Origin of the sequence: Sphingomonas sp. BK069 (genome assembly GCF_014193405.1) — a bacterium.
Classification (GTDB): domain Bacteria; phylum Pseudomonadota; class Alphaproteobacteria; order Sphingomonadales; family Sphingomonadaceae; genus Sphingomonas.
On sequence record NZ_JACHZH010000002.1, the window covers coordinates 518665 to 544467 of the forward strand.

21 protein-coding genes are annotated in these 25803 nt (G+C 70.8%); 10 read left to right on the forward strand and 11 right to left on the reverse strand.

From position 1 onward, the window contains the following. Positions 1 to 5: 5 nt before the first annotated feature. The 4 genes from FHY02_RS11075 to typA all read right to left on the reverse strand — a co-directional run bounded on the left by FHY02_RS11075 (position 6) and on the right by typA (position 7323). Positions 6 to 473 (reverse strand): DUF805 domain-containing protein, encoded by a 468-nt coding sequence (locus tag FHY02_RS11075; protein WP_183921967.1) that lies wholly within the window; start codon positions 471 to 473, stop codon positions 6 to 8. A gap of 99 nt (positions 474 to 572) precedes the next feature. Beyond that, positions 573 to 3104 (reverse strand): EAL domain-containing protein, encoded by a 2532-nt coding sequence (locus FHY02_RS11080; RefSeq protein ID WP_183921968.1) that lies wholly within the window; start codon positions 3102 to 3104, stop codon positions 573 to 575. Between the two features lie 259 nt (positions 3105 to 3363). Further along, on the reverse strand, positions 3364 to 5154 hold the full coding sequence (locus tag FHY02_RS11085; RefSeq protein WP_221189959.1) for a histidine kinase famiy protein: 1791 nt from the start codon (positions 5152 to 5154) through the stop codon (positions 3364 to 3366). A 345-nt stretch (positions 5155 to 5499) separates the two neighbouring features. Continuing rightward, on the reverse strand, positions 5500 to 7323 hold the full coding sequence (gene typA, locus FHY02_RS11090) for a translational GTPase TypA (RefSeq protein ID WP_183921969.1): 1824 nt from the start codon (positions 7321 to 7323) through the stop codon (positions 5500 to 5502). 328 nt (positions 7324 to 7651) lie between these two features. On the opposite strand from typA, the gene FHY02_RS11095 reads away from it, so the two are divergent. The 4 genes from FHY02_RS11095 to FHY02_RS11110 all read left to right on the forward strand — a co-directional run bounded on the left by FHY02_RS11095 (position 7652) and on the right by FHY02_RS11110 (position 11535). Beyond that, on the forward strand, positions 7652 to 8857 hold the full coding sequence (locus FHY02_RS11095) for a toxic anion resistance protein (RefSeq protein ID WP_183921970.1): 1206 nt from the start codon (positions 7652 to 7654) through the stop codon (positions 8855 to 8857). Continuing rightward, positions 8854 to 9552 carry a hypothetical protein gene (locus FHY02_RS11100; RefSeq protein WP_183921971.1) on the forward strand — a complete coding sequence of 233 codons (699 nt, stop codon included), beginning with the start codon at positions 8854 to 8856 and terminating at the stop codon, positions 9550 to 9552. Before FHY02_RS11095 ends, FHY02_RS11100 begins: the two co-directional genes overlap by 4 nt. 464 nt (positions 9553 to 10016) lie before the next feature. After that, a complete protein-coding gene (locus FHY02_RS11105; RefSeq protein WP_183921972.1) occupies positions 10017 to 10631 on the forward strand; it encodes an opacity protein in 615 nt (204 codons plus the stop codon). A gap of 202 nt (positions 10632 to 10833) precedes the next feature. Continuing rightward, the gene (locus FHY02_RS11110) at positions 10834 to 11535 is read left to right on the forward strand and encodes a DUF2490 domain-containing protein (protein ID WP_311731819.1); all 702 of its coding nucleotides are present in this window, start codon (positions 10834 to 10836) and stop codon (positions 11533 to 11535) included. Positions 11536 to 11736: 201 nt separating this feature from the next. Here FHY02_RS11110 and FHY02_RS11115 read toward each other — a convergent pair whose 3' ends face one another. Both FHY02_RS11115 and FHY02_RS11120 read right to left on the reverse strand, forming a co-directional pair. Then, positions 11737 to 13518, reverse strand: a complete 1782-nt coding sequence (locus tag FHY02_RS11115) for an ABC-F family ATP-binding cassette domain-containing protein (protein ID WP_183921973.1) — start codon at positions 13516 to 13518, stop codon at positions 11737 to 11739. Positions 13519 to 13581: 63 nt separating this feature from the next. Beyond that, complete coding sequence (locus FHY02_RS11120) at positions 13582 to 14508, reverse strand: DUF2726 domain-containing protein (RefSeq protein WP_183921974.1); 927 nt, start codon at positions 14506 to 14508, stop codon at positions 13582 to 13584. Between the two features lie 314 nt (positions 14509 to 14822). On the opposite strand from FHY02_RS11120, the gene FHY02_RS11125 reads away from it, so the two are divergent. The 6 genes from FHY02_RS11125 to FHY02_RS11150 all read left to right on the forward strand — a co-directional run bounded on the left by FHY02_RS11125 (position 14823) and on the right by FHY02_RS11150 (position 18760). Further along, complete coding sequence (locus FHY02_RS11125) at positions 14823 to 15278, forward strand: copper chaperone PCu(A)C (RefSeq protein ID WP_183921975.1); 456 nt, start codon at positions 14823 to 14825, stop codon at positions 15276 to 15278. 114 nt (positions 15279 to 15392) lie between these two features. Beyond that, positions 15393 to 15848, forward strand: a complete 456-nt coding sequence (locus FHY02_RS11130) for a vgr related protein (protein WP_183921976.1) — start codon at positions 15393 to 15395, stop codon at positions 15846 to 15848. 293 nt (positions 15849 to 16141) lie between these two features. Continuing rightward, the gene (locus FHY02_RS11135) at positions 16142 to 17041 is read left to right on the forward strand and encodes a DUF6662 family protein (RefSeq protein WP_183921977.1); all 900 of its coding nucleotides are present in this window, start codon (positions 16142 to 16144) and stop codon (positions 17039 to 17041) included. Positions 17042 to 17296: 255 nt separating this feature from the next. Continuing rightward, on the forward strand, positions 17297 to 17572 hold the full coding sequence (locus FHY02_RS23000) for an FMN-binding protein (protein ID WP_311731820.1): 276 nt from the start codon (positions 17297 to 17299) through the stop codon (positions 17570 to 17572). Then, on the forward strand, positions 17559 to 18356 hold the full coding sequence (locus FHY02_RS11145) for an FAD:protein FMN transferase (protein WP_183921978.1): 798 nt from the start codon (positions 17559 to 17561) through the stop codon (positions 18354 to 18356). The genes FHY02_RS23000 and FHY02_RS11145 overlap by 14 nt, the downstream gene beginning before the upstream one ends. After that, positions 18353 to 18760 carry a hypothetical protein gene (locus FHY02_RS11150; protein ID WP_183921979.1) on the forward strand — a complete coding sequence of 136 codons (408 nt, stop codon included), beginning with the start codon at positions 18353 to 18355 and terminating at the stop codon, positions 18758 to 18760. The genes FHY02_RS11145 and FHY02_RS11150 overlap by 4 nt, the downstream gene beginning before the upstream one ends. Before the next feature lie 296 nt (positions 18761 to 19056). Here the strand turns inward: FHY02_RS11150 and gorA are convergent, their stop codons facing one another. The 5 genes from gorA to rpiA all read right to left on the reverse strand — a co-directional run bounded on the left by gorA (position 19057) and on the right by rpiA (position 25794). Continuing rightward, a complete protein-coding gene (gorA, locus tag FHY02_RS11155) occupies positions 19057 to 20406 on the reverse strand; it encodes a glutathione-disulfide reductase (protein ID WP_183921980.1) in 1350 nt (449 codons plus the stop codon). 264 nt (positions 20407 to 20670) lie between these two features. Beyond that, positions 20671 to 21054, reverse strand: a complete 384-nt coding sequence (locus FHY02_RS11160; RefSeq protein ID WP_183921981.1) for a response regulator — start codon at positions 21052 to 21054, stop codon at positions 20671 to 20673. 513 nt (positions 21055 to 21567) lie between these two features. Beyond that, the gene (gene tal, locus FHY02_RS11165; protein WP_183921982.1) at positions 21568 to 22677 is read right to left on the reverse strand and encodes a transaldolase; all 1110 of its coding nucleotides are present in this window, start codon (positions 22675 to 22677) and stop codon (positions 21568 to 21570) included. A gap of 218 nt (positions 22678 to 22895) precedes the next feature. Beyond that, positions 22896 to 24977 carry a transketolase gene (gene tkt / locus FHY02_RS11170; protein ID WP_183921983.1) on the reverse strand — a complete coding sequence of 694 codons (2082 nt, stop codon included), beginning with the start codon at positions 24975 to 24977 and terminating at the stop codon, positions 22896 to 22898. Positions 24978 to 25116: 139 nt separating this feature from the next. Beyond that, a complete protein-coding gene (gene rpiA, locus FHY02_RS11175) occupies positions 25117 to 25794 on the reverse strand; it encodes a ribose-5-phosphate isomerase RpiA (RefSeq protein ID WP_183921984.1) in 678 nt (225 codons plus the stop codon). Between the last annotated feature and the right edge of the window lie 9 nt (positions 25795 to 25803).

A 25803-nucleotide genomic window follows, 5' to 3' on the forward strand; every position in this document is an offset into this window, starting at 1 on the left:
GTGACTCAGGCGGGAAGGCGCGCATGCTCGGCGAGCTCGTAGACGCCGGCGCCGTTCGCGGCGGGCGACGCCGGCGTCAAGGCCTCGGCGTCGGCCGCGCCCCCGCGGCCGAGCCCCAGCAGCGCGAGCAGCGCGACGCCGCCGAACGGCGCGACCAGCAGCAGCAGCCAGCGCGGCGAGCGGCCAAGGTCGCGCAGCCGGCGCGCGCTCACCGCCAGGCTCGGCACCAGCAGGATCGGCACAGCCAGCAGCGGCATCAGCATGATCGCGAACAGCAGCAGCGCCGCGGCATTGCTCTCACCGAGCCGCAGCGCCGCGATCAGCCAGGCGAGCGAGTCCTCGACCAGCCGCGACAAGGTGCCCACCGCGACCAGCGCGCCCGCTGCACCGAGATGGAAGAACCAATAGTCGCGCCGCGTCGCGCGCCCGTCGAAGTCCGCATACAGCCGCCAGGGCCGGATCCACTCGTCCACTCGCACCCCCCGGCCCGCCGCGCGGCGGGCTATGAGCGCATCATAGGCGAACGGCGCGACCGGGCGTGGCGCGCGCACGACGAAATGTGAGAGCGCAGCTCAGGCGGCGAGCGCGCGCGCGTGGGGGCCGGCGGCCCCCAGCGCGGCGATGCTGGCGGAGCTCACCGGGCGGCTGAACAGATAGCCCTGGAGGTGCGTACAGCCCGCCAGCACCAGCGCGTCGCGCTGAGCGCAGGTCTCCACGCCCTCGGCGACGATCGCCATGCCGAGCGCCTCGCCGAGCCCGACGATCGCCTTGATGATCGCCCCCGCCGCGCGCGACGTATCGAGCCCGCGCACGAACGACTGGTCGATCTTCACCTTGTCGAACGGGAAGCGCTCGAAATAGCTGAGCGACGAATAGCCGGTGCCAAAATCGTCCATCAGGATCTTGATCCCGGCGGCGCGCAGCCGCTCCAGCTCGACGAAGGTGCGCTCGACGTCGTGCATCACGACATTCTCCGTCACCTCCAGCTTGAGCCGGTGCGGCGGTAGTCCGCTGTCCGCCAGCGCGGCGATCACCGTGTCGTAGACGTCGCCGGCGTGAAACTGCACCGGCGAGAGGTTGACCGCGACCGCCAGATGGTCGGGCCAGGTGGCGGCGTCGATGCAGGCCTGGCGCAGCAGCATGCGGCCGAGCGGGACGATCAGCCCGCTCTCCTCGGCGATGGCGATGAATAGGTCGGGCCGGATCGGGCCACGCGTGGGGTGGGTCCAGCGCGCCAGCGCCTCGGCGCTCGCCATCGCGCCGGTATCGACGCGGAGCACCGGCTGGTACACCAGCGTGATCTCGCCGCGCTCCATCGCCGCGCGCAGGTCGAGCTCGAGCGCGCGGCGGTCGCGCGCCGCCTCGTCCAGCGACGGGTGGTAGAAGCAGATCGTGCCGCGCCCGCTGCTCTTCGCCTGGTACAGCGCGACGTCGCCGCAGTGGCGCAGCTCGGAGGTGGTGGCGGCATGAGTCGGCGCCAGCACGATGCCGACGCTGGCGCCGAGATGCGCGGTGCCCATCGCCGTCGGGAAGGGTTGGGCCATCGCCGCGATCACGCCCTCGGCCACGGCGCGCGCGCGCGCGGCGGGGGCATCGCCGATCACCAGCACGATGAACTCGTCGCCGCCGGCGCGCGCGACCAGGTCGGTCGGCTCGATCAGCCCCTGCAGCCGCTCGCCTACCGCGGCGAGCACCAAGTCGCCGGTGACATGGCCGAACTGGTCGTTGACCGACTTGAAGCGATCGAGATCGATCGCGAGCAGCGCCAGCTCGGTGCCCGACGCCATCAGCTCGTTGAGCCGGTCGACGTAGCTGTGGCGGTTGACCAGCCCGGTGAGCGAATCGAAATGCGCCAGCCGCAGGATCTCCGCCTCGGCGCGGCGCACCTCGGTGACGTCCTCCGACAGGCCGAGCAGATATTGCGCGGGCCGGTCGGGGCCGTCGAGCACGATCCGCGTGGTGCGCAGGCTCACACGCCGCCCGTCGGAGCGGGTGAACTCGTTATCGAAGCGTTGCTCCGAGCTGGGGCTCGCCAGCGCGGCGCGATCCTGCTCCTCATAGGCGCTGCCGCACGCCGGATAGAGCTCGCGCGCGGTGCGCCCGATCATCTCCTCGCGCGGCCGCCCCATCAGCTCCTCGCCGGCGCGGTTGGTCAGCAGGTAGCGGCCGGTCGCGCTATCCTTGACGAACAGCATCGCGGGCAGATGGTCGATGATCGTGTCGAGGAAGGCGTGCGCCTCGGCGTTCTCGCGCTCCAGGGCGCGCTGGGCGCTCTCGTCGCGCATGACGATGCCAAAACCGCCGATCTGCTCGCCGAGCTTGCAGCTCGACAGCGTCAGCTCGACCGGGATCGTCCAGCCCGCGGCGTGGCGCGCCTCGCTGGCGTGATGCGTGCTGGCGCCGGTGTCCTGCGCGAGCGTCGCCACCTCCTGGTGCCAGTGCGGGAGAAGCGACTCCGCCGACCGGCCGATCAGCTCGAGCGGGTGCGTCCCCAGCATCGCCGCGGTGAGCGCGTTGGCGTAGATGATCTTGCCGGTGATGTCGGCGTACAGCACCGCCACCGGCGCGCTCTCCACCATCTGCCGCGCGATCTCGCCGGCGGATCGCGCCAGCCGCGTCTCGATCAGCTCCACCGTGATCTGGGCGAGCGCGATCAGCGCCTCGCGCTCGGTGAGCGACAGGCGCGCGCGGCGACGCGAGTCGAGCACATTGAGCGAGCCGAGATGATGTCCGTCCGAGGTGACCAGCGGGGCGCCGGCGTAGAAGCGCAGCCCCGGATGCTCCGCCACCATCGGGTGATCGACGAAGCGCGGGTCCCCGGCCAGGTCGAGCACCTCCATCAGCTCGGTCGAGGCCAGGGTATGCGCGCAGAGCGAGTCGTCGCGCGGCAGCTCGCACGAGGGAAGGCCGAAATGCGACGTGAACCGCGCGTGATGCTGGTCGAGCAGCGTCACCGCGCTGTACGGCACGCCCATCACCAGCGCGGCCACGCGCGTGACTCGTTCGAAGATCGGCTCCGCCAGCGTGTCGAGGGTCCGGAGCCGCGCGAGGGCACCGAGTCGCTCACGCTCGCGCTTGGCATGGAGGGACGAGGCCGCGTTCATAGGCGACTCGTGCCAGCAACAGTTTACGAAACCAATAGCGTCGCCGTCCTTCGGCATACGTCTCGTCGAAATGAGTAATTTACAGAGTTACACGGACTTCCCACGCAGCAACCAAAGCAAGACGAACCATCAACGTTCAGCGTTAAACCATTTATACCAACGAAGATCGTGATCCGCTCGTGCAGGAAACGGCAGCCCGACGGACACGGCCCGCTATACTGATCGACATCAAGATTCGCGACGGCGGCGGTCGCGCGCGTCAGACCTGCGCGGCGCCGAAGTCGGAACGGCGCCGTCGCGCGCCGCGCTCGCCGCGACGGTTGAGCGCCTGGCTGACGCGGTCGAGCAGCTCGGCGCGGCGATAGGGCTTGCTCAGCACGTCGGTGGCGCGCGCGCGCGGGCCGTTGATCACCAGCTCCTCATTATAGCCGGTGGTCATCAGCACCGAGACAGAGGCGTCGCGCTCGACCACCGCGTCGGCGAGCACCAGCCCGTTCATCCCGCCCGGCATCACCAGATCGGTGAACAGCAGATCGACGCGATCCCGCGGGTGGATCTCCTCGAACAGCCGCAGCGCCTGCTCGCCGTTGGTCGCGGTGGAGACGTGATAGCCCGCGCTCTCCAGGATCTCGCGCGCGATCGCGAGCACCTCGTCGCTGTCCTCCACCACCAGGATGTGGCGCGCGGTGTCGGGATCGACGATCGCGCTGGCGGCGACGTGCGGCTCGGGTGCGGCCGACTCGCGCTTCTCGGCGTGACTGCCGGGGAAGAGCATGCGGACAGTGGTGCCCTCGCCCGGCCGGCTCTCGATCTCGAGCCGCCCGCCCGACTGGCGCACGAAGCCGCTCGCCATCGCCAGCCCCAGCCCGGTGCCGCTGCCGACACCCTTGGTGGTGAAGAAAGGCTCGGTGGCGCGCTCGATCACCTCGGGCGACATGCCATGGCCCTCGTCCTGCACCTCGAGCACGACATAGTCGCCCGCGGCGAGCTCGACCCCGTCGCGCAGCGCGGTGCCGCCGGTGCCGTCGCCATTCTCGACCGGCTGGAGCTTGAGCGGGCGGGTCGCGATCGTCACCAGCCCGCCGTCGGGCATGGCGTCGCGTGCGTTGTTGACGATGTTGAGCAGCGCCATCTCGAGCTGGTCGGGGTCGACCACCACCGGCGCGAGCCCGCGTCGCAGGCTGAGATGGATCTCGACCTGCTTGTTGACCGAGCTCTCGATCAGGTCGCTGAACTCGGAGACGAGCTGGGTCAGGTCGAGCGGGCGCGGCTCCAGCCGGGTCTTGCGCGCGAAGGCGAGCAGCTGGCGGGTCAGCTTGGCGCCGCGCTCGGCCGCCGACTGCGCCGCGGCGACGTAGCGCTGCGCGCGCGCGGGGTCCTTCGCGGTGGCGACCAGCTCGAGATTGCCGTTGACCACCTGGAGCAGGTTGTTGAAGTCGTGCGCCAGCCCCGCGGTGAGCTGGCCGATCGACTCCATCTTCTGGGCCTGGCGGTACGATTGCTCGGTGTTGCGCCGGCGCGTCACGTCGAGCTGGCTGGCGAAGAAATAGCGCAGCGTCCCGCCCGTATCGTAGACCGGGCCGACGAACACCGCGTTCCAGAAGGGCGTGCCGTCGCGGCGATAGTTGAGCAGCTCGAGCGCCACCGCGGACTTGTTCTCGACCGCATGGCGCAGCTCCGCCACCGCGTTGCGATCGGTCTGCGAGCCCTGGAGGAAGCGGCAGTTGCGCCCGAGGATCTCCTCCTCCTCGTAACCGGTGAGGTCGAGGAACGCCTTGTTGGCGAAGACGATCGGATTGTCGTCCAGATTGGGATCGGTGAGGATCATCGGCATCCGCGTCATCTCGATCGCGGCGAAGAAGACGCCGCCGCGGTCGTTCAGGTCGGGATCGGTGATCGTGCTCTCGCGCCAGTGATGCAGGCCGCTGCGCTCGGTCGGCTCGTTGGCGCCGGTGTCCATCGTGCCTTCGGCCTGTTTGCCGGCGGCGAGACCCGTGGGATCGACGTCATCGTGGCTGGACGGATCGGAGGGAACGGAATCGGCGGACATTCTGCCGCGTTAGCCGGTTTGCGGGCGGCGCGGCAAGGTTTCGGTAACCTAGGTGGGCTTTGGGCGAGAAAGACTCTCCCGCACGGACCTGTCGCGCATCTCCGCGGTCCTCGATGTGTTCCGTCGGTCACTGGGCGGCACCTTGGATCTCGTCCTGAGGTGTGCGGGGCGGCTCAACCAGCCGTCATCCCGGACTTGATCCGGGATCCAGGCGGCCGCGAGTACCGGAAGCGTTGCTCGCGCGGCAACATGGATCCCGGCTCAAGGCTGGGATGACGATCGTCGGGGATACGACCGGAACGATGCGATGAAGCCGGCGACCAGGAGTGCGCCCGCCCCCTCCCCTTACGCGGCGACCTTGGCGCGGCTGGCGCGCTTGCGCTCGTGCGGGTCAAGGTAGCGCTTGCGCAGGCGGATCGACTTCGGCGTCACCTCCACCATCTCGTCGTCGTCGATATAGGCGATCGCCTGTTCCAGCGTCATCTTCTTCGGCGGGGTCAGGCGGATCGCGTCGTCCTTGCCGCCGCTCGCGCGGAAGTTGGTGAGCTGCTTCGCCTTCATCGGATTGACCTCGAGGTCGTCCGTCTTGGCGTTCTCACCGATGACCATGCCTTCGTACAGCGTCTCGCCGTGGCCGACGAAGAGGATGCCGCGGTCCTCGAGCGGGCCGAGCGCATAGCCCTGCGCCTCGCCAGCGCCGTTGGAGATCAGCACGCCGTTCTTGCGGCCCTCGATCGTCCCCTTGTGCGGGCCGTACTTCTCGAACAGCCGGTTCATGATGCCGGTGCCGCGCGTGTCCGACAGGAACTCGCCGTGATAGCCGATCATGCCGCGGCTCGGCGCGGAGAAGGTGATGCGCGTCTTGCCACCGCCCGACGGGCGCATGTCGGTCAGCTCGGCCTTGCGCAGGTTCATCTTCTCGACGACCGTGCCCGAATATTCCTCGTCGACGTCGATGATGACGGTCTCGTACGGCTCGGTCTTCTTGCCGTCCTCGTCCTCGCCGAACAGCACGCGCGGGCGGCTGATGCCGAGCTCGAAGCCCTCGCGGCGCATCGTCTCGATCAGCACGCCGAGCTGGAGCTCGCCGCGGCCCGCCACCTCGAAGCTGTCGCGGTCGGCCGCCTCGGTCACCTTGATCGCGACGTTCGACTCGGCCTCGCGCATCAGGCGATCACGGATCATCCGGCTGGTCACCTTGCTGCCCTCGCGCCCCGCCAGCGGCGAGTCGTTGACCGCGAAGCGCATCGACAGCGTCGGCGGGTCGATCGGCTGCGCGTGGAGCGGCTCGCTCACCGACGTGTCCGCGATCGTGTTGGCCACGGTGGCGACGGTGAGGCCGGCGAGGCTGATGATCTCGCCCGCGCGGGCCTCCTCGACCGGCACGCGCTCCAGCCCATGGAACGACATCAGCTTGGAGGCGCGCCCCGCCTCCACGATGTTGCCGTCGTTGTCGAGCGCGTGGATCGGCTGGTTGAGCTTGACCACGCCCGAGTTGACGCGGCCGGTCAGGATGCGGCCGAGGAAGTTGTCGCGGTCGAGCAGCGTCACCAGGAAGGTGAACGGCGCCTCGAGATCGACCTTGGGCGCGGGGACGTGCTCGACGATCTTCTCGAACATCGGCGTCAGCGTGCCCTCGCGCGCCTTGGGGTCCGTCGAGGCGTAGCCGTTGCGGCCCGAGGCGAAGAGCACGGGGAAATCGAGCTGCTCGTCGGTGGCGTCGAGCGAGACGAACAGGTCGAACACCTCGTCGAGCACTTCCTGGGTGCGCTCGTCGGCACGGTCGATCTTGTTGACCACCACGATCGGGCGCAGGCCGAGCGCCAGCGCCTTGCCGGTGACGAACTTGGTCTGCGGCATCGCGCCCTCGGACGAATCGACCAGCAGGATCACGCCGTCGACCATCGAGAGGATGCGCTCCACCTCGCCGCCGAAGTCGGCGTGGCCGGGGGTGTCGACGATGTTGATGCGCGTGTCGTTCCACACGATCGAGGTCGGCTTGGCGAGGATGGTGATCCCGCGCTCCTTCTCGAGGTCGTTCGAGTCCATCGCGCGCTCCTCGACGCGCTGGTTGTCGCGGAACGTGCCCGACTGGCGGAAGAGCTGGTCGACGAGGGTCGTCTTGCCATGATCGACGTGCGCGATGATGGCGATGTTGCGCAGGTTCATACGGATTCCTGAGGTGGCCCGCGGCGGCCGCAGGCGATGTCGCCGGCGCGCATAGCCGAAAGTGAGCGCGGGCGCCAGCCTTCGCGCCCGCAGCATGGGGCGCCGGGGCCGGACGGGTCAGGCGAGCGCGGCGATCGGGGTGAGGTCGATGATATCGGAAGCGACGCCGGCCATCTCGCCGCTCTGCCGCTCGACGAGCGACATGGACCGGTCGACACCGCCACCCACACACCTCGACAAGCCCGCCGCACCGTCTTACATCCACAACACACTTGAACAGCGCGCGCCACCGCGAGACAACAGCGCGCGACGCACGAAGGAGACGAGCATGGCGACCTCCCCCGGTACCGACACCGAGCCGGCGCTGACGCTGACCCCGCCCGATCCCGTCCCCGCGGTCCCGAGCGAGCGCGCCGCGGGCCTCGTCCCAGTCGATCCCGGCACGCGCAGCGAGCTGGAAAAGCGCGTCGATGCCTTCGTCGACCAATTGCTCGCCGAGGACGTCAACTCGCCCGAGTTCGGCAAGCGCGTCGACGCGATCACCGCGATGGGACAGAAGGAGATCCGCGACGCCGCGGGCCAGTCCAACCGCTTCCTCGACCGCCCGGTGCGCGCGATGGACAAGGAGGCGGGCGTCGGCAAGGACCTCGCCGAGCTGCGCCGCACCGTCGAACAGCTCGATCCCGGCCGCCGCGGCAATCTCTCCAAGCCGCAGAAGCTGTTCGGGGTGATCCCGTTCGGCTCGAAGATGCGCGACTATTTCGACGGCTATAAGAGCAGCCAGACGCATATCGCCGCGATCCTGCGCAGCCTCGGCTCGGGCAAGGACGAGCTGCTGATGGACAATGCCGCGATCGACACCGAGCGCGCCAACCTCTGGGCGTCGATGGGGCGGCTCGAGCAGATGATCCACCTCGCGCGCGCGATGGACGCGCGGCTGGAGGACAAGGCCAACGAGCTCGACGCGACGGATCCGGCCAAGGCCAAGGCGATCCGCGAGACCGCGCTCTTCTACGCGCGCCAGCGCACGCAGGACCTGCTCACCCAGATGGCGGTGACGGTGCAGGGCTATCTCGCGCTCGACCTCGTCAAGAAGAACAACGTCGAGCTGATCAAGGGCGTCGACCGTGCCAGCACCACCACCGTGGCGGCGCTGCGCACCGCGGTGACGGTGGCGCAGGCGCTGACCAACCAGAAGCTGGTGCTGGAGCAGGTCACGCAGCTCAACGCCACCACCGCCGGGCTGATCGACTCGACCGGCAAGCTGCTGCGCCAGAACACCGCGGCGATCCACGAGCAGGCCGCGGCCTCGACCATCCCGCTGGAGACGCTGCAGCGCGCCTTCCAGAACATCTACGACACGATGGACGCGATCGACACGTTCAAGCTCAAGTCGCTCGACACGATGAAGAGCACGGTGGAGACGCTCGGGCGCGAGGTCGACAAGTCGCGCGGCTATATCGCGCGCGCCGAGGGCGCGGCGCGCAACAGCCTCGCCAGCCCGGCCGAGCAGTTCAAGCTGGAGGCGCTGTGACGCTGCCGCCGAGCCACGACACCGACGCCGCGATCGCGGGCGCGCGCGCCGCGGCGGACCGGGTGAGCGGGCGCGGCGTGCTGACGGTGCAGCGCCGTCCGCGGCGCGGGCGTGGGGGAGCGAAGGCGCGGCTGGCGCTGATCGCGGCGGTGAACGGCGCGATCCTGCTGGTGGCGGCGCTGCTCGGCGTCGGGCTGTTCGGCGGGGTGGCGGCGATCATGGTGATGCTGGCGGCGACGCTGGCGATCGCCTTCGCGCCGGCAACGCCGGTGCCGACGCCCGAGCGGCTGGCGCGCTCCGAACTCAAGGCGCTGCCGGCGCAGACCGCGCGCTGGCTCGACGCGCAGCGCCCCTCGCTGCCCGCGCCCGCGCTGGCGGTGGTCGACCGGATCGAGCAGCGGCTCGACACGCTCGGCGTCCAGCTCGCCGCGCTCGACGAGGGCTCCCCCGCCGCGGCCGACATGCGCCGGCTGATCGGCGAGCAGCTGCCGGACTTCGTGCGCGACTATGCGCGCGTCCCGCCGGCGCTGCGCGGCACCGCGCGCGGCGGCCGCACCCCCGACCAGCAGTTGGTGGAGGGACTCGGCGTGATCGAGCGCGAGCTGGCGGCGACGAGCGAGGAGCTCGCGCAAGGCGATCTCGACGCGCTCGCGACCAAGCGGCGCTATCTGGAGATCAAGTACGAGGCGGAGTGAGCGGGGCTGAGCGCGCCGATCGCTCCAGGCCGGTCGCGCCCTCCTTCTCCCATCGTCATCCCCGCCAAGGCGGGGATCCAGACGCGCGAACCTGTCGATAGAGGCACTACATGAGCGCCTATGGATCCCCGCCTGCGCGGGGATGACGGCGGTGGGCTGAGCGGTCGCCGACTGGGCCAGGCACGACCCTCCGAGCCGCCACGCAGTCTCCCTCACACGCCCGCCCCATGCCCGCCACGACCGCGGCGCGCCCGCCGCATCGCCGCCCGATCTCCGCCACATTGGCGCGGTCGCGTTCATGGTTCCGACAGAAAGCGTGTCACTTCGGCCACACCTCGGGATCACGTCGCATCGCAGCACGATTTCGCAGCAACCAAGCCGAACGCGCGCGGTTCAGTGGGTCCCCGGTCCGGGCGCCTGCAGCGTCACACACCGGACAACGAAACTGATCTTGAGGAATCCGTATGCGTAAGCTCGTTCTTGCGGCCGTTGCCGCGTCCGCCGCGTTCGTCGCCACCCCCTCGCTGGCACAGGACGCCACCGCGACCGACACCAGCGCCCCGGTCGACAGCTCGACCGCACAGGCGCCCGACGGCAGCAAGGCGTTCGGCTTCGAGCCCTATGTCGCGGTGCGCGGCGGCTGGGAGGAGTTCCAGACCGACAGCGTCGCGGGTGCGCCGAACCGGAACAAGCTGAACGGCTCGCTGGTCGAGGGACTGGTCGGCGCCAACGTGCCGCTCGGCGCCTTCTTCGTCGGCGCCGAGGGCAACGTCGCCAAGGGCATCTCGGGCGACATCGACTGGCAGTATGGCGCCGCCGGCCGCTTCGGCCTGCGCGCCGGCGAGAGCGGCCTGATCTACGGCAAGGTCGGCTACCAGTGGGTCAATTTCGACAAGCGCGTGAACACCGACCGTGACTTCCACGACGTCACCTACGGCATCGGCTTCGAGGTCGGCCCGAAGGAGATTGGTCTCGGCGGCCTGACCGGCAACTCGGGCATCCGCCTGCGCGGCGAGGTCTCGACCTTCGGCTGGACCAACAGCTTCCGCCCGACGCTCGGCATCGTGGCGCACTTCTGATCCCGGCTCCGGTCGCGAAGGGAGCCTAGCGCGACCGACCGCACCAGTGGCGTCCCGTGCGGGGGAGAGCGAGGGCGGGGCCGGCGACGGCCTCACCCTTTCCTGTGTTCCGCATCGGCGCAGCCGCGCGGCTCGCCTCTGGCAAGCGGGCGCCGGCGCGTGTAGCGCCGCGCGGCTCATCCGGGGGAGGAACGGTTCGGTGGTGCCATCTCGTCGCGCGGCGGTGCTGCTCTCGGCGCCGCTCGCCGCCCTGCTCTTCTGCGCCGCGCCCGCCGCCGCGCAGGTCGAGGACCGCCAATTGTGGGAGCAGGTCAACCTCGTCGTGCCGCTCACCCCCGAGGTGCGCGTCACGCTCGAGCAGATCGGCCGCTGGGGCGACCGCATCGAGGGTCTGACCCAGACCGAGGTCGGCGGACTGCTCGGCTACAAGCTCAGCTCCGCGATCGAGCTGGGCATCGGCTACCGCTACGTCGGGCTGTACAGCGCCTCCGGGCCGACGGTGCACGAGAACCGGCTGCGCCAGCAGGTGGTGCTGACCCGCGGGCGGCTGCTCGGGCGCCTGCGCGTCGACGAGCGCTTCAATCCCGGCGGCAGCGAGATCGGTGTCCGCGTCCGTCCGCTGGCACGCTACAATCACCCGCTGGGATCGCGCGGCTACGCGCTCTACGCCAGCCACGAGAGCTTCATCGTCCCCAACAGCACCGCCTGGGGCCAGCGCTCGGGCTATGAGCGGATGCGCAACATGGCGGGCGTGACCCTGCCCTTCGTCGGCCGCAAGGTGATGCTCGATATCGGCTATCTCAACCAGTACCGCTTCGGGCTGGGCGGCGCGCGGCCGCAGATGGAACATGCGCTGAGCCTGCAGCTGACCATCAACGCGCTCGGCCCGATCCTGCACGACTGAGGCGGTAGGGATGGCGGTGACGGCGTGCAACTCGTCCTCCCCTGGAAGGGAAGGTGGCAGCGCGTCAGCGCTGACGGAGGGGTGTCGCCAGTCGTGAGTCCGCCGACCCTAACCAGCCGGGTCACCCCTCCGTCAGGCCTGCGGCCTGCCACCTCCCCTTACAGGAGAGGATCGAGTCGCCCGCCCCTCGCGCGCCTCCCCTCACCCTTCCACCTTCTCCGCCAGCTCGAGCCAGCGCAGCTCGGCCGCCTCCTTCTCGTCGCGCAGCGCGGCAATGCCCTTGCTCAGCCGGTCGAACGCGGCCGCATCGCGGGCGTACAGCCCCGGATCGGCCATCGCGGCCTCGTCGCGCGCGATCGTAGCGTCGATCTCCTCGATGCGCCTGGGCAGCAGCTCATAGTCGCGCTGGTCCTTGTAGCTGAGCTTGGTGCGCGCCGGCGGCGCAGCCGGCGGTGGCGCGGCCGCCGCTTTCGCCGCGGGCCTGCGCGCCGCCTCGACGCGCGGGCGCCGTTGCCGCTCCCAATCCTCGTATCCGCCCGCGACCACGTCGACATGGCCCGAGCCGTCGAGCCCCAGCGTCACCGTCACGGTGCGGTCGAGGAAGTCGCGGTCGTGGCTGACGATCAGCACCGTGCCCTCGTAATCCGCGATCACTTCCTGGAGCAGGTCGAGCGTCTCGAGGTCGAGGTCGTTGGTCGGCTCGTCGAGCACCAGCAGGTTGGAGCGCCGCGCGAACTCGCGCGCCAGCAGCAGCCGCGAGCGCTCGCCGCCCGACAGCGACCCGACCTTCGCCTCGGCCAACGAGGGATCGAACAGGAACTCCTTGAGATAGCCGTGGAGGTGCTTGCGCGTGCCGAGCACGTCGATCCACTCGCCGCCGTCGGCGACGACGTCGCGCACGGTCTTCTCGGGCGCCATCAGGCTGCGCTGCTGGTCGATGACGATGCCGTCGAGCGTCTTGGCACGCCGGATCGTGCCCTCGTCCGGCGCGATCTCGCCGGTGAGCAGCCGCAGCAGCGTCGTCTTGCCCGCGCCGTTGCGCCCGACGATGCCGATCCGGTCGCCGCGCGCGACGCGCAAATTGAGGTCGCGGATGATCGGACGCTCGCCGTAGCTCTTCGAGACGTGCTCGACGTCGATCACCACCTTGGTCTTCACGTCGTCGCTCGCGATCGACAGCGCGGCGGCGCCCTGCGGACCGGTCATCGCGGCGCGCTCGGCGCGCATCTCCTTGAGCTTGGCGAGCCGGCCCTGGTTGCGCCGGCGCCGCCCGGTGACGCCGCGCTGGAGCCAATGCTCCTCGATCTTGAGCTTGGCGTCGAGCCGCGCGGCGTTGCGCTCCTCCTCGGCATAGACCTGCTCGGTCCACGCCTCGAAGCCGCCGAAGCCGACCTCGGCGCGGCGCAGCTCGCCGCGGTCGAGCCACAGGGTCTGGCGCGTCAGCCGGGTGAGGAAGGTGCGGTCGTGGCTGATGACGACGAAGGCGCCCTTGAAGCGCTTGAGCCAGTCCTCGAGCCACTCGATCGCGGCGACGTCGAGGTGATTGGTCGGCTCGTCGAGCAGCAGCACGTCGGGATCGAGCGCGAGCGCGCGCACGATCGCGGCGCGGCGACGCTCGCCCCCGGAAGCGGACTGCGCCTCGCGCGTGAGGTCGATGCCGAGCTGCCCCGCGATCGCCTCGGCCTCATAGGGCTGCGGCGGGTGCTCGCCGGAGAGGACGTAATCGGCCAGGGTGGCGAAGCCGGCGAGGTCCGGGTCCTGCTCGAGCATCACCACCTTGGTGCCCGGCACGATCGTGCGGCGGCCCTCGTCGCTGTCGATCGCGCCGGCGATCAGCTTGAGCAACGTAGACTTGCCGGCGCCGTTGCGCCCGATCAGCGCGAGCCGGTCGCGCTCGCCGATGAACAGGTCGAGGTGGCGGAACAGCCAGCCGGCGCCCTGCACCAGCCCGAGGTCTTCGTAGGAGAGGATGGGTGCGGCCATCGCGCGGACCTAGGTGGCGGGGGCGCGGCTGGCAATGGCGGGGGCGCGGCGGGGCGCGAGCGATCAACGTCGCGGCGCGCCTGATCCGCCGCGATCGGCGCGATCGGCGCGATCGTCGAGGATCCTAGCGAGCTCCTGCTCCAGCGCGGCAAGGACGGCCCCTCGATGGTCCTCGTCGTACGTCTCCACCAGGCCGATGCCGGCGCGGTCAAGGGCAAGCCGCTTGACGCGGTCGCGGTCTTCCGCGTCGCCCTGGAAGTGACCCTTGCCCTGATGCTCCACGGCGATGAGGGGCCGCCAGTCCTCGCCGCAGATCAGCAGGTCGACCCGCTTGCTGTTGAACGATCGGAAGGCTCTCCCGCTGTGATCGCCCCATTCGGTGCCGATGAATTCACCCATGTTGACCTGCGGACAGACCTTCATGCCGCGTCCTCGGACGAAGTCGAGACAGGCCCAGAACTGTCGTCCCTCTCCGTCGTTTAGCAGTGGCTTCGGGTGGAGCCTGGTTCCGCCGATGAAGCGCAGCTGGTTCTCCGTGTCCTGCACGCTATTCGCCTGCGCCTGCTCGCGGCGGTGCTCCCACTCGGTCAGCGTCTGCCGCGCCGCGTCGCGCTCGACCCGCAGCGCGGCGGCCCTGCTTCGCTCGGCGGTGAGGCTCGTCTCGAGCTCGGCGACCCGCCTCCGCCACTCTCGATCCGCGAGCAGCAGGCGGCGGCGGTCGCGGTGGCTGTGAAACCAGCCCGCGGCCGCGCCGACGACCGACAGCAGCGCCGCGACCAGCCCACCGCGCATCATGGCCGGTGTGATCGCCCCGACGATCGGGAGAGAGGCCGTCGCGGCGACGGGAACGGAAACAGGAACGGAAGGGGTCGGCCGGGTCACCGGCGCTGTCCGATGATGAGCGGGGCGGTGCGTGCCGCGTCTGTGATGCCGCCTGGCTTCCGCCCCGCTCACCGCGCCGGAAAGGAGAAGCGCGAGCAGCGCCATCATCAAGGGTCGTCCGATGGCTACCATACGGGGCACGTTCCTGTGGCGGTCGCGCCGCAGGGCGCGGGCGAGAGGCGGACGAGGCGCGCACCACGACTGCGCGGACGACGGTCGCACGGCGCTTCCTTCATCATAGGGTCACTCTGGGATGTTTTCGGCGCCCTGTGCAACTCGCGTCCGGCAGCCGCGCCCGGGAGGAAGCCCGACCCACCATCGCGGCGCGTGGCGCGGGCAAGGGCCATGGAGTGGTGCACCCCGCGGTCCGCCGTTGCCCCGCTCGCTCGGTGCACCTACACCGCTGGAAAGGAGACGCTCACGTGACCGCACGCCGATGGACCTTCGCCGCGCCGCTGCTCGCGGCCGGGTCGCTCGCCGCCTGCTCGGCGCAGCCGAGCGCACCGGTAGCGGGAGACGCCTATGTCCGGCTCGCGGCGGTGCCGGGGCGGCCGGCGGCGGGCTATTTCCTGCTCCACGGTGGCGCGAAGGATAGCACGCTGGTGCAGGTCGAGGCGCCGGGCGGCGCGCGCGCCGAGCTCCACACCAGCCGGATGACCGGCAACGGCATGGCGACGATGGACTCGCTGCCGAGCGTGCGCGTGCCCGCGCGCGGCAGCGTCGCCTTCGCACCCGGCGCGCAGCACGTCATGCTGTTCGGCCTGCCCGCCAGCGTCGCGCCCGGCGGCACGCTGCCGCTGACGCTTCGCTTCGCCGACGGCAGCGCGGTGCGCGCCGACGCGCGCGTGATCGCGGCGGGCGATGCCGTGCCGGAGTGAGCCGCGGTGCGCGGTGCGGCGGAGTTGGCGAGGGCGGCCGCGGCATCGTCCGCCGGGGCACGAAACGGGGCGGAGCGCGCCTCCCTTTCTCCGCCTCGCCCGTTTGACCCGCACATGACCCGCCCGCTCACCCCCGGCGAGATCGATCTCGCGCGCTCGGTCTACGGCGACGCGATCGATTTTGCGCCGGTGCGGCTGGCGCGTCGGAAATGGGCGTTCTTCCAGCCGCGCGACGTGGTGATGGCACCGCGCGGCACGATCCACTTCCACCCCGCGGGCGAGCTGTGGCGCGAGGATTTCGCCGCCGCGCCGCTGGGGCTGCAGGGGTTGTTCGTCCACGAGCTGTGCCACGTCTGGCAGCACCAGCGCGGCGTGTGCCTGCCGCTCGCGCGCCATCCGTTCTGCCGCTACCATTACACCATCCACCCCGGCTGGCCGCTCGAGCGCTACGGGCTGGAGCAGCAGGCCGAGATCGTCCGCCACGCCTTCCTGCTGCGCCGCGGCGCCACCGTCGCGGGCGCACCCGAGCTGGCGCGCTACGAGACGATCCTGCCATTCGGCACGGGGTGAAGGGGCAAGCGCAATTCCTCCCCGCTCGTGGGGAGGGGGACCATCGCGGAGCGATGGTGGAGGGGGGCTTCCGCAGGCGCCGCGCTGAGTTATTGCACTGGCGATTGTCCCGCCCGCGGAGAGCCCCCTCCACCACCGGCCTGCGGCCGGCGGTCCCCCTCCCCGCCATGCGGGGAGGATTTGCCAGCACCCCCGCCCCCCTCCCCACCGCGGGTCACCCGTCGCTTGTGACCGCGCCCGACCCCCGCCTACATGCGAGCCGATCGCAAGAACCGACACGGGGGACCATCCGTATGACATCTCACGCGCGCGCGCTCGGCGTCGCGCTGCTCGCCGGCGCGTGCCTCGCCGCCGCGCCGGCCCGCGCCGGCGAGGGCATGTTCTCGCGGCTCTACACCACCGATCTCACGCCCAGGGGCCATGTCGAGGTCGAGCAGGTGGTGCGCGAGCGCGCCGGCCGCCGCTTCGGCCATTATGACGCCACCGATTTCCGCAGCGAGCTGGAAGTCGGCGTCACCGACGATCTCCAGGCCTCGCTCTACGTCAACTCGAACCGGATGCACGCCACCGGCGCGCCCGACGACGACGACCCGAGCGCCGACACCGGCTTCACGCGCCACCGTTTCGCGCCGCAGAGCGTCTCGGCCGAGTTCGTCTATCGCGCGCTCAGCCCGTACAAGAACAAGGGCGGCTGGGGGCTCGCGCTCTACATCGAGCCCGAGTACGACTTCCACGATCTCCACAACGGGCTGCGCTACGCGCCGGGCACGTTCGAGCTGGAGACGCGCGCGATCGTGCAGAAGAACTTCGCCGAGGACCGCGTGATCGTCGCGTACAACCTCGTGCTCGAGGCCGAGTCGATCCGCTTCGCCGGGCGCGACGACACGAACAGCGAGCTCGACTGGAACAACGAGCTGGGCGTCACCGCGCGCGTCGCGCCCAAGGTCTACCTCGGGCTCGAGGGGCGCAACCACAACGAATACGGCAATTTCATCCACCACGAGCATTCGGTCTACTGGGTCGGGCCGACGCTCCACTTTGCCGGGCAGCACGGCTGGGCGACACTCGGCTGGCTGCACCAGGTCGCGGGCGATCCCGGCTATGACGAGGACGGTCGCGACATCGGCCGCCACCTCTTCCTGCGCAGCCACGAGCGCGACGAGGTGACGCTCAAATACGGCATCCCCTTCTGAGGCCCGCTCGGATGCGCTGCCGCTTCGTCCTGCTCGCCGCCGCGCCGGTGCTGGCGAGCCCGGCCTGGGCGACCACCTACATGACGGTCGACCAGGCCAAGGCCGCGCTCTTCCCCGGCGTGGCGCTGGTGCGCGACGACCGTGAGCTCACCGACGCGCAGGCGGCGGCGATCCGCGCGCGCTCGGGGGTGAGCGTCCACGCGCGCACGGTGCACAGCTGGCGCGCCCGACGGGGCGCGGCTGATCGTCGACCAGGTGCTGGGCAAGCACGAGAACATCACGCTCGCGCTCGCGCTCGACCCCGCCGGCGCGGTGCGCGCGCTCGAGATCCTCGACTATCGCGAGAGTTACGGAGGAAAGGTGCGCGACCCGGCGTGGCGCGCGCAGTTCACTGGCAAGCGCGACGGCGCGCCGCTCGCGCTGGGGCAGGACATTCGCAACAACTCGGGCGGTACGCTCTCGGCGCGCCACGTCGCCGACGGCGTGCGCCGCCTGCTCGCCACCGACCGGATCGTCTTTGCGCCGCATTGAGCGCGCCCGTCCGCTGCTCGGCACGCTCGTCGCGGTGCGTGCAGAGGGGACGGGCGAGCTGGAGCGCGCGGTCGAGTCCGCCTTCGCCGCGATCACCGAGGTGGAGACGCGGCTCAGCGCCTTTCGCGACGACAGCGACCTCGCCGCGGTGGCGCGGCTCGGCGCGGGCGAGCGCGTGCCGGTCGATCCGCTCACCGCGCGCTGCCTGTGGCTCGCGCTGGCGCTGGCGCGCGCGAGCGACGGCGCGTTCGACCCGGTCGTACCCGCGCCGGCGGGGGCGCCGCGCGCGGCGTCGTGGCGCGACCTCCACCTGGCGCGCGGCGCGGTGGCGGTGGCGCGGCCGCTGCGGCTCGACCTCGGCGGGATCGCCAAGGGCTTCGCGGTCGATCGCGCGATCGCCGCGCTGCGCCGCGCCGGCGTGGCGGCGGCCACGGTCAACGCCGGCGGCGACCTGCGCAGCTACGGGTCGGACGAGTGGGTCGCGCTCGCGCCGCGCCACGCCGCGCCGCCGGTCGCGGTGCTGATCGCCGACGGCGCGCTCGCCAGCAGCGACGTCGCCGCCGCGACCGCGGACCGCGGCGCGCCGCAGCACCGCGACCCTACGAGCGGCGCGCCGCTGCCTCGCGGTTTCGCCAGCGTCGCCGCGCCGCGCTGCGCCGTGGCGGACGCGCTGACGAAGGTGGTGCTGGCCCGCGGCACCGCGGCGGGTCCGCTGGTGGCGCGGCTGCGCGCGCGCGCCTTCCTCCACCGCCCCGGCCGCGCGTGGCAGGAGATCGTGGCGTGACGCGCGGGCTGCGCCGGGTCGCGCAGGCAGTGCTGCTGAGCGTGTGGGCGAGCGGCGCGGCGTGGCTGGTGCTGCACCATTGGGGCCAGCGCGCCGGCGAGTTCGGACCCGAGCCGAGCGCCGCCGAGCCCTGGGCGCTGCGCGTGCACGGCGTGGCGGCGACCGCGACGGTGGCGCTGCTGGGGCTGCTCTACGGCCTCCACGTCGCACCGGGCTGGCGCGCGCGGCGGCGGCGCTGGTCGGGCGGTGCGCTGTTCGGCACCGGGGTCGCGCTCGCGCTCAGCGGCGACCTGCTCTATTATCTCGCCGACGAGGACTCGCGCGCGGCGGTGGCGCTGGCGCACTGGGCGGTCGGGCTGGCCGCGCTGCCGCTCTTCCTGGCGCATCGGCGGCGGCGGGGATGAGGTTCGTGCGGCGGCACGGAAGCCGCGCGATCGCGCCCGGCGTCCTCCTGGATGCGGCGACCGGAGAAGCTGTTCGCCCCCCGTTCGTACTGAGGAGCCGCTGAGCCCGTCGAAGCGGCGTCTCGAAGCACCCCGCCGCTACCGGCAAGCGTGGTTCAAGACGAGGCTTCAGCAAGCTCAGCCGCTCCTCGGCGCAAACGGCACGGGGCAAGCGGGTATGTCGTCTCCGGCATCACGTGCCGCGCTCGCCCGCCTCATGCCCGAGCGTCACGTCGCCATCGCAACATACCGCCCCCTCACCGCAGCAGCACCAGCTCCTCCGCCATGGTCGGGTGGAGCGCCACGGTGGCGTCGAACTGCGCCTTGGTCAGCCCCGCCTTCACCGCCACCGCGGCGGCCTGGATGATCTCGGGCACGTCCGGCCCGATCATGTGGATGCCGACGACGCGGTCGGTCTCGCCGTCGCACACCATCTTGTAGAGCGCGCGCTCGTCGCGCCCCGCCAGCACGTTCTTCATCGGGCGGAAGTCCGACGAATAGACCTTCACCGAGCCGAGCTGCTGCCGCGCCTGGCTCTCGGTCAGCCCCACGCCCGCGATCGGGGGGTGGCTGAACACCGCCGAGGGGACGCAGTCGTAGTCGACCCGCGTGTCCTTGCCGCCGTACATCCGGTCGGCGAAGGCCTGACCCTCGCGGATCGCGATCGGCGTGAGCTGGATGCGGTTGGTCACGTCGCCCACCGCGAAGATCGAGGGGCAGGTCGAGCGATTGTCGTCGTCGACCTTCACCGCGCCCTGCTCGTCGAGCTCGACGCCCGCGCTCTCCAGCCCCAGCCCGGCAGTGTTGGGACGGCGCCCGGTGGCGAACATGACGAGGTCGACGATCGCGGGCTCGTGCCCGCTCATGCTGACCTTGAGACAGCCGTCGTCCATCTTCTCGATCCCCTCGAAGGTGGCGTCGAAGCGGAACTCCAGCCCCTTCGTCATGCTGATCTGGAGCAGCCGGTCGCGGATCTGCAGGTCGTAGCCGCGCAGGATCTCCTTGGTGCGGTTCATCAGGATGACGTGCGCACCGAACTGGTGGAAGATGCCCGCGAACTCGTTGGCGATATAGCCCGCGCCCGCGATCAGCACGCGCCTGGGCACCGAATCGAGGTGGAACGCCTCGTTGGAGGTGATGCCGTGCTCGTGGCCGGGGCAGGAGGGCACCGCGGGATGCGCGCCGACCGCGATCAGGATCGTCTTCGCCGTGCGCGTGGTGCCGTCGCCGAGCGTCACCTCGTTGGGGCCGGAGACGGTGGCGCGCTGGTGGATGATCTCGGCGCCCGCGTTCTCCAGCGTGTGGGTATAGGCGCCGTTGATACGATCCACCTCGCGCAGCACGTTGTCGCGCAGCCGCTGCCAGTCGAACGCGCAGTCGCTCGGCACGTCCCAGCCGAAGTGGCGCGCGTCGCGCAGGTCCTCGGCGAAATGCGCGCCGTAGACGAGCAGCTTCTTGGGCACGCAGCCGCGGATCACGCAGGTACCGCCGACGCGATATTCCTCCGCCACCGCGACCCTGGCGCCGTGCGCGGCGGCGACGCGCGCCGCGCGCGTGCCGCCCGAGCCGGCGCCGATGACGAAGAGGTCGTAATCGTAGTCGGGCATAAGCGGGCGGCTCCGTGGACGCGGGAGAACGTGTGCGCGCGCCGGGGCGTCGAGACGGCGCGCTGCGGTCCCGGCGCTGCTAAACGCCGGCCCCACCAAGCTCAACCGTGCTCCTGCGCACGCAGGAGCCCAAGATTACGGAACGAGATGCTCGCGGCTCCGGCCTCCTGCGTGTGCAGGAGCACATCAGCGATCCGATAACCATCCGCCGAGCTTGATGCGCGTCAGATGGGGTCGCGCGCCGGCTGGGGAAAGGGGGCGCGCTCAGCACATCCCCGGGCTGAGCAGCTCGCTGAGCTCGCGTTGCAGCCGCGCCATGGTGAAGGGCTTGCCGATGAAGCGGTCGGCGGCGCGGGTCTCGAGATGGTCGTCGCCGACGAAGCCCGACATCACGATCGTGCGCGCGTCCGGCAGCAGCGCGAGCACGCGACGCACCAGCCCGAAGCCGTCGATCGTGCCGGGCATGCGCACGTCGGTGAGCAGCACGTCGAAATGCACCCCCTCGCTGATCATGTCATAGGCCTCGTCGCCCGAGGCAGCGGTGTGGACGCTGTAGCCGGTGCTCTGGAGTTGCTCGCACACGGTGCTGCGCACCAGCGGCTCGTCGTCCACCACCAGGATCACTGGCGTGCGCTGGTCATCAGACATCCCGTGCAAAGTCCCGTGCGACACCGTTCATCGTATAAAGTCATCCACTCGACGATGTCTTGCCGCTGGCTCGACGCGTGTCAAGTCGGGACAGGAGCGCTGCCGCTCCGAACTTGACGCGACGGTAATTTACAAGCGCGGGTGTGGCGCGGAGTCCGCAGTTCTGACGGCGGCGGACGTGGGTGGGGCCGCTGGCGTGGGGCGGCCGCGGCGGAGACCGAGGGCTTGGGGGTGCGCAGCCGATGTGAGTGACTCGGGGATGCGTCGTCGCCCGCACCTCGTCATCCCTGCGCAGGCACGAATCCAGACGCGCGGACCTGGCGATAGAGCCGAGACGTCAGCGCGTCTGGACCCCTGCCGCCGCGGGGATGACGGGAATAGGTGAGGCAGCGGAGCGAAGGGCACGGACGCGCGAGCCTCTGCCAGGCGCTCGCCCGCGATATGTCGTGATCCGGAGCGGAGCGCCGGCCACGCCCGCCGCCGCCGCCGCTCCCCTGCCGGCTCACCCCGGCATCACGCCGCGGCGGGCTGCTTCGACTTGATCACCGCGAGCAGCTCGTCGAACGACTTGGAGAAGCTCGCCACGCCCTCGTCGACCAGCTCCTTGGTCACCGCGTCGAGGTCGAGACCGAGCCGCGCCTGCTCCGCGATCACGTGGCGCGCGTCCTCGACGTCCCGCTGGAGCGTCGGCGCCACCGTGCCATGGTCGCGAAAGGCGTCCATCGTCTTGGGTGGCATGGTGTTGACCGTGTCGGGCCCGATCAGCTGGTCGACGTAGAGCGTGTCGGGATAGTCCGGGTTCTTGGTACCGGTCGAGGCCCAGAGCAGCCGCTGCGGGCGCGCGCCCTTCGCCGCCAGCGTCTGCCAGCGGTCGGAGGCGATGAACTCCTCGTACCAGGCATAAGCCAGCTTCGCGTTGGCGATCGCGACCTTGCCCTTGAGCGCCTTGGCCTCCTCGCCGCCGACCCCCGCATCGATCTTGTCGTCGATCTTGCTGTCGATGCGGCTGACGAAGAAACTGGCGACGCTGGCGATCTTGTCGATCGACAGGCCCTTGCTCACGCGCTCCTCGAGCCCCTCGACATAGGCGTGCGCGACCTGCTTGTACGCCTCGACGCCGAACAGCAGCGTCACGTTGACGTTGATGCCCTTGGCGATCGTGTCGCGGATCGCGCGGACGCCGTCGTCGGTGCCGGGAATCTTGATCATCAGATTGGGGCGGTCGACCGCCTCCCACAGCCGCTCGGCCTCCTCGGCGGTCTCGGGGCCCCTGAGCGCGAGATAGGGCGAGACCTCGAGGCTGACGTAGCCGTCCGCCGCGTTCAGCCGCTGGTAGACCGGCAGCAGCGTGTCGCACGCCGCCTGGATGTCCTTGATCGCCTGCGCCTCGTAGCGCGCCATCGGCTCGGCGCCGGGGTTGGCGCGATCGAACGCGGCGAAGCCCTCGTCATAGGCGTCGCCCGCGCCCATCGCCTTCTCGAAGATCGTCGGGTTGGAGGTGACGCCGGTCAGGCCGTCCTCGTCGACCAGCTTCTGCAGCCCGCCCTGCGCGAGGAACTTGCGGTCGACGAAGTCGAGCCACACCGCGGTGCCCGCCTTGCTGAGGTCCTGTAGCTTGCTCATTCGCCTTCCTCCATCTCGTCGCGCGTCCCGCCGATATAGGGGCGGCGGGGGCGTAGAATAAGCCTGTGCGGGGCGCGGGGCTTCTATCGCCGCGGTGAGCGCCCGCGCCGCCCTCCCGCCCTCTCGTCATTCCATTCTCACGTCATCCCCGCCTGCGCGGGGATGACGGACGTGCGCGGTCGCCGGCACGACGACCGCCCGCTCGCCGCCCTTGCGGACTACCGCCCCATCGCCTCCTTGGCGACCTTGACGACATTCTCGACGGTGAAGCCGTACTTGTCCTGCAGCTTCGCCAGCGGGGCCGAGGCGCCGAAGGTCGACATGGTGATCTGCCGCCCCTCGAACCCGACATAGCGGTCCCAGCCGAGCGAGCCCGCCATCTCGATCGCGACGCGCGCGGTCACCGCCTTGGGGAGCACGCTCTCCTTGTAGGCGGCGTCCTGGCGCTCGTAGCGGAACCAGCTCGGCATCGAGACGACGCGCGCCTTCACGCCCTCGCCGACGAGCTGCTCATAGGCCGCCACCGCGAGCCCCACTTCCGAGCCGGTCGCGATCAGGATCACGTCGGGCACGCCGCCCTCGGCCGCGTCGGCCAGCACATAGGCGCCCTGCTCGACCCCGTCCGCGCTCGCGTACTTCGAGCGGTCGAGCGTCGGCAGCGCCTGGCGCGACAGCACCAGCGCGGTCGGGTGGTCGGCGGACTTCATCACCGCGCGCCACGCCGCCGCCACCTCGTTGGCGTCGCCCGGGCGGATCGTGTCGAGCCCCGGGATCGCGCGCATCGTCGCGAGATGCTCGATCGGCTGGTGGGTCGGCCCGTCCTCGCCGACGCCGATCGAATCGTGCGTGAAGACGTAGACCGCGCCGATCTCCATGATCGCCGCCAGCCGCACCGGCGCGCGCATGTAATCGAGGAACACCAGGAAGGTGGAGCCGTAGGCGCGCAGGTGCGACAGCGCCATGCCGTTGACCACCGCGCCCATCGCATGCTCGCGCACGCCGAAGTGGAAGTTGGTGCCGCCGTAATTGCCCGGCTCGAACGAGGGCGCACCCTTGATGTCGGTCTTGGTCGAGGGGGCGAGGTCGGCCGAGCCGCCGACCAGCCACGGCACCTTCTTGACGATCGCGTTGAGCACCTTGCCGCCCGCGTCGCGGCTCGCCACGCCCTTGGCGTCGGCGTCGAAGGTCGGGATCTCGCTGTCCCAGCCCTCGGGCAGCTGGTCCTTGAGCAGCAGGTCGAGCTCGCCCGCCTGCTCGGGGAACTCGGCGCGATAGCGGTCGAACAGCGCGACCCACTCGTCGCGCGCCTTGCCGCCGCGTGACGCCACCGCCTCGCCGAACGCCTCCTTGACGCCCGCGGGGACGTAGAAGTCCTTGTCGACCGGCCAGCCATAGGCCTCCTTGGTCTTGGCGACATTCTCGGCGCCGAGCGGCTCGCCGTGCGCCTTCTCGGTGCCGGCGCGCGGGCTGCCCCAGCCGATCACCGAGTGGACGACGATGAAGGTCGGCCGGTCGTCGGTCTTCTTGAACGTCTCGATCGCGGCCGACAAAGCGCCGACGTCATTGGCGTCGTCGACATGGATCACGTTCCAGCCATAGGCCTGGAAGCGCGCGCCGACGTCCTCGTCGAACGCCAGATCGGTGCCGCCCTCGATCGAGATATGGTTGCTGTCGTAGATCCAGCACAGGTTGCTGAGCCTGAGATGCCCGGCGAGGCTCGCCGCCTCGGCCGCGACGCCCTCCATCATGTCGCCGTCGCCGCACAGCGCGTAGACGTCATGCGAGAACAGGTCGTAGCCCGGACGGTTGTAGCGCGCCGCGAGCCAGCGCTCGGCGATCGCCATGCCGACCGAGTTGCCGCAACCGGCGCCGAGCGGGCCGGTGGTGGTCTCCACCCCGGTGGTGTGGCGATACTCGGGGTGGCCCGGCGTCTTGGAGCTGAGCTGGCGGAACTGCTCGATGTCGGTCAGGCTGATCGCGGGCTGGCCGGTCTTGTTGCCCTCCGCATCGATCTCCTCGACCCCGGCGAGATACAGCAGGGAGTAGAGCAGCATCGAGGCGTGGCCGACCGACAGCACGAAGCGGTCGCGGTTGGGCCAGTCGGCGTGGCGCGGATCGTAGCGGAGGAACTTGGTCCAGAGCGTCCAGCCCACCGGGGCGAGCGCCATCGGCGTGCCGGGGTGGCCCGAGTTGGCCTTCTGCACCGCGTCCATCGACAGCGTGCGGATCGTGTCGATCTGGAGCCGCTCGGGGCTGCCGTCCTCATGGACGTCCGCGTTGATGGTAGCGGTATCAGTCATGTCAGCCCCTCGCCTCGTCTAGTCGCAACAGGTTCGATCGCACCGTGAGAATATAGGCGCGCGCCGGGCACGTCACCGCCCCGGACCTCGCGCACTCGAACGCACCGGCGCACCGCCGGTTGCCCGATTCACCGCATCCTTAACGCCTCGGCGCGGCGCGTTCCAGTCGCGTAACGACGCCGTCCCGCGCCACGTAGGCGGCGTCGACCTCGTCGAGGAACAGCCCGTGCCCCATCACGCCGGGGGTGGCGTCGAGCGCGCGGGCGAGGTCGCGCGGCTCAGGGAAGGCGGCGAAGCGCGCGTCGAGGATGAGGTTGCCGTTGTCGGTGAGCGAGTCGCGCGGGGTGACGGCGGCGCCCAGCGCGGCGAGCCGCGCGGCGACGAAGGCGCGCGCGAAGGGGATCACCTCGACCGGCAGCTTGGCGGCGCCGATCGCGGCGACCTGCTTGGCGCCGTCCGCGATCACCACCATCCGCGCCGAGGCGGCGGCGACGATCTTCTCGCGCAGCAGCGCGCCGCCCGCGCCCTTGATGGCGTAGAAGCGCGGGTCGAGCTCGTCGGCGCCGTCGACGGTGAGATCGACGTGCGCGACCTCGGCGAAGTCGTCGACCGCGATGCCCGCGGCGCGCGCCCGCTCGGCGCTGGCGAGGCTGGTGGCGACGGCGCGGATCGCGAGCCCGTCACGAACGCGCGCGGCGAGCGCGTCGATGAAATAGGCGACGGTGGAGCCGGTGCCGAGCCCGACGCGCTGGCCGGGGGTGACCTCGGCGACGGCGGCTTCGGCGGCGAGGCGTTTGTCGTTAGCTTCGTTTGCCATTTGATCGTG